This is a genomic window from Flavobacterium sp., from assembly GCF_043720215.1.
Taxonomy (GTDB): domain Bacteria; phylum Bacteroidota; class Bacteroidia; order Flavobacteriales; family Flavobacteriaceae; genus Flavobacterium.
In genome coordinates this window covers 1-2,455 of record NZ_JAYSSZ010000296.1, presented here as the reverse complement: position 1 = coordinate 2,455, position 2,455 = coordinate 1, and the positions used below count along the sequence as shown (strand labels likewise).

Annotated in this window: 5 protein-coding genes; all 5 read right to left on the bottom strand. The window is 33.8% G+C overall.

Going from position 1 to position 2,455, the window contains the following annotated elements; all coding sequences use genetic code 11:
- On the bottom strand, nucleotides 1–345 hold a 345-nt coding region (gene rpsM / locus ACHZC3_RS12890; protein WP_394760284.1), incomplete at its 3' end, for a 30S ribosomal protein S13.
- 2 nt (nucleotides 346–347) lie between these two features.
- Entirely contained in the window at nucleotides 348–464 is a 117-nt protein-coding gene (ykgO, locus tag ACHZC3_RS12885) for a type B 50S ribosomal protein L36 (RefSeq protein ID WP_008992256.1), read from the bottom strand.
- A gap of 3 nt (nucleotides 465–467) precedes the next feature.
- Entirely contained in the window at nucleotides 468–683 is a 216-nt protein-coding gene (gene infA, locus ACHZC3_RS12880; protein WP_011963449.1) for a translation initiation factor IF-1, read from the bottom strand.
- A gap of 1 nt (nucleotide 684) precedes the next feature.
- Entirely contained in the window at nucleotides 685–2,031 is a 1,347-nt protein-coding gene (secY, locus tag ACHZC3_RS12875) for a preprotein translocase subunit SecY (RefSeq protein WP_394760283.1), read from the bottom strand.
- Nucleotides 2,032–2,044: 13 nt separating this feature from the next.
- A partial coding sequence (rplO, locus tag ACHZC3_RS12870) for a 50S ribosomal protein L15 (RefSeq protein WP_394760282.1) occupies nucleotides 2,045–2,455 on the bottom strand: 411 nt, incomplete at its 5' end.

The window sequence follows — 2,455 nt, the reverse complement described above, 5'->3', positions numbered from 1 at the left end:
AGTTTTTATTTTACCTTTTCTAGTTCTAGAATTGTTCTTAGTTCTTTGACCTCTTAATGGAAGTCCAGATCTATGACGGATTCCTCTGTAACATCCGATATCCATTAAACGTTTGATGTTTAATGAAACTTCTGAACGCAATTCTCCTTCTATTTTATAAAAAGAAACTGCCTCACGGATACCACCGATTTCGTCATCATTCCAATCTTGTACTTTTTTGTCTTGACTAACTTGAGCTTTTTCTAAAACCTCAATAGCTCTGCTTCTACCTACTCCGAAGATATAGGTTAATGCAATGACACCTCTCTTATTTTTGGGAATATCTACCCCTGCTATTCTTGCCATAATTATCCTTGTCTTTGTTTAAATCTAGGATTCTTTTTGTTAATAACGTACAATCTCCCTTTTCTACGTACAATTTTGCACTCGGGACTTCTCTTTTTTACTGATGCTCTTACTTTCATTTTCTAGTATCTATAAGTAATTCTTGCTTTTGACAAATCGTACGGACTCATTTCAAGTTTCACTTTATCACCAGGTAATAATTTGATATAATGCATGCGCATTTTTCCTGAAATGTGAGCAATTACGATATGCCCATTTTCTAATTCAACACGGAACATCGCATTTGATAATGCTTCAATGATAGCTCCGTCTTGCTCTATTGCTGATTGTTTTGCCATATTAAGCTATTGCTTTTCTGTTTTTACCACTTTTCATTAAACCATCATAATGTTTGTTTAACAAATATGAATTGATTTGCTGAACAGTATCTATTACAACACCAACCATAATTAACAATGACGTACCTCCAAAAAACAAAGCCCATTGTGACTGAACACCCATTATACTTACAACAATAGCTGGGAACACAGCAAGTAGAGCAAGAAATAATGAACCTGGAAATGTAATTAAAGACATGATTTTATCTAAGAAATCTGCTGTTTCAACTCCTGGCTTAACACCCGGAATAAAACCTCCACTTCTTTTTAAATCATCTGCCATTTTATTTGTAGGAACTGTAATTGCGGTGTAAAAGTACGTAAAAATAACGATTAACAAGGCAAATAATAAATTATACTCCCAACCAAATATGTTTTGAAATCTTGTGCTTATAGATTGTGCTGTTTCAGATTGTGACAATCCAGCAACAGCAGCAGGTATAAACATAATCGCTTGCGCAAAAATGATTGGCATAACTCCAGATGCATTTAGCTTTAATGGTATAAATTGTCTGTCTCCACCCATCAAATCTTGCTCTAAATCACCCGAAATTGAACGACGAGCATATTGAACTGGAATTTTACGAACAGCCATAACCATTAAAATACAAGCTATAATTACTAATAACCAAACAATAATTTCAAGAACAATTAACATTGGTCCACCATTATTATTAGTTACTACAGATGAAAACTCTTGAATGAATGCTTGTGGCATTCTAGCAAGAATTCCTGCCATAATTAATAATGAAATACCGTTTCCAATGCCTTTATCAGTGATTTTTTCTCCTAGCCACATTGCAAAAACTGTCCCTGTGGTTAAAATTATTACTGAAGAAAATAAGAATCCGAATGAATTAAATCCTAACAAGAAAGCATCAGCTGGTAAAGTTCTGTATAAGTTATAGATATAACCTGGACCTTGAACTAAAGTAATACCAATAGTTAACCATCTTGTAATCTGGTTCATTTTTTTTCTTCCACTTTCTCCTTCTTTTTGAAGTTTCTGTAAATAAGGAATAGCTATTCCCATTAACTGAACAACAATAGAAGCAGAGATGTAAGGCATGATTCCTAATGCAAATACAGATGCTTGCGAAAATGCTCCTCCTGTAAATACATCAATTAACCAACCAATACCTTTATCGGTTTGAGTTGCTAAATTTTCCAATTTAGTAATATCAATACCCGGTAATGGCACTTGTGCACCAAAACGATAAACTAACAGAAATCCTAATGTAATTAGGATTCTGTTTTTTAGCTCCTCAATTTTCCAAACGCTTAAAAACGATTCAATAAATTTTTTCATCGTGTTTAGAAAATTACAATTCTATTGCCTCTCCACCAGCAGCTTCGATAGCAGCTTTTGCAGTAGCAGTAAATTTATGTGCACTAACTTTTAATTTTGCTTTAAGCTCACCTCTACCTAAAATTTTAACAACTTCGGTTTTAGTAGCCAAACGGCTTGTAATAAATACTGTCATATCAACAGTATCAGTTACAATACCATTATCAACAAGTAATTGAAGATTGTCAAGATTTACACCTTGATACTCAATTCTATTGATGTTTGTGAAACCAAACTTAGGCACACGTCTTTGAAGTGGCATTTGCCCTCCTTCAAAACCAATCTTTTTAGAATAACCAGAACGAGATTTTGCTCCTTTGTGACCTCTTGCAGAAGTACCACCTTTTCCAGAACCTTCTCCTCTACCTAATCTTTTATTTTGATT

Bases quoted from the DNA above. Each gene is read 5' to 3' on its own strand.
- ykgO (WP_008992256.1), bottom strand. From the start codon at position 464: ATGAAAGTAAGAGCATCAGTAAAAAAGAGAAGTCCCGAGTGCAAAATT.
- secY (WP_394760283.1), bottom strand. From the start codon at position 2,031: ATGAAAAAATTTATTGAATCGTTTTTAAGCGTTTGGAAAATTGAGGAG.
- infA (WP_011963449.1), bottom strand. From the start codon at position 683: ATGGCAAAACAATCAGCAATAGAGCAAGACGGAGCTATCATTGAAGCA.